At 48.5% G+C, this 1,584-nt stretch carries 1 protein-coding gene; it reads left to right on the top strand.

Translation table 11 applies throughout. The features are described 5' to 3' along the window. The coding region (gene rnr, locus R7Q47_RS23955) for a ribonuclease R (protein WP_318089666.1) at positions 1-1,584 on the top strand (1,584 nt) is incomplete at both ends.

Genomic DNA, 1,584 nt, shown 5'->3' with positions numbered 1-1,584 from the left:
AGTGGTTGAAGTTCTTGGTGAAAATATGGCGCCAGGTATGGAAACACAAATCGCAATTCGCACCCATCAAATCCCTTATGAGTGGCCAGAAGCGGTCGAAAAACAAATCGTAAACTTGGGCGAAGAAGTGCCTGAAGAAGCGAAAGTGGGCCGTGTTGACTTGCGTGAATTGCCGCTCGTTACCATTGACGGTGAAGATGCGCGAGACTTCGATGACGCCGTTTTCTGTGAGAAGAAAAAAGATGGTGGTTGGCGTCTTTGGGTCGCAATCGCAGACGTAAGCTACTACGTGCGCCCAGATTCAGCGTTAGACAAAGAAGCCATCAACCGTGGTAACTCTGTGTACTTCCCATCGCAAGTTGTCCCAATGTTGCCTGAAGTGCTTTCAAACGGTTTGTGTTCGCTTAACCCGCAAGTGGATCGCTTGTGTATGGTGTGTGAGATGACCATTTCTGAAAGCGGTAAGCTCTCAAGCTACAAGCACTACGAAGCGGTAATGAATTCCCACGCTCGTCTCACATACAGCAAAGTGAGCGCGATTCTTGAAGGTGATGAAGAACTGCGTGAACGCTACCAGCCACTCGTGTCGCATCTTGAAGAGTTGCACGCGATGTACAAAGTGTTGAAAGAAGCGCGTGATCAACGTGGTGCGATTGAGTTTGAGACCGTCGAAACCAAATTCATTTTTAATGCTGAGCGCAAGATTGAAAGCATTGAGCCAGTGATTCGTAATGATGCGCATAAGATCATCGAAGAATGTATGATCTTAGCTAACATTGCCTCGGCATCATTGGTAGAAAAAGCCAAAGAGCCTGCACTGTATCGTATTCACGAATCTCCGGGTGAGCTGCGCTTGCAAGGCTTCCGCGATTTCCTAAGTGAGCTAGGTTTAGAGTTGAAAGGTGGTTTAGAGCCTTCTCCAACAGACTACGCCGATCTCGCGCGTCAAATTGCAGGTCGTCAAGACCAAGAGCTGATCCAAACCATGCTGCTGCGATCCATGAAGCAAGCGGTGTACAACGCGGACAACGCAGGCCACTTCGGTTTGGCGCTTAAGCGTTACGCTCACTTTACGTCACCAATTCGTCGTTACCCTGACTTGTTGCTGCACCGTGCTATCAAGTACTTGATCGCTAAAGAAGAAGGCCGCAACCAAGACCGTTGGACGCCAACGGGGGGTTACCATTACTCATTCGATGACATGGACTTCTACGGCGAACAATGTTCAATGACAGAGCGCCGCGCTGATGATGCAACGCGTGAAGTTGCGGATTGGTTGAAGTGTGAATACATGCAAGATCACGTCGGCGATGAGCTGGAAGGCGTGATTGCTAACGTCACCAGTTTTGGCTTCTTCGTGCGCTTGACCGATCTGCATATCGATGGTTTGGTGCATATTTCAACGCTTGCGAACGACTACTACCAGTTTGATCCTATTGGTCAAAGACTTATCGGTGAAAGCTTCGGTAACATCTATCGTCTGGGTGATGCGGTCAAAGTAAAAGTGCTGGCTGTTAACCTCGATGATAAGCAAATTGACTTTGAATTGGTCGAAACAAGTCGTAAGCTACGCGGCGAAGGTAA

The organism is Vibrio sp. Vb0349, assembly GCF_033338975.1.
This window is presented reverse-complemented; position numbering and strand designations above follow the sequence as displayed.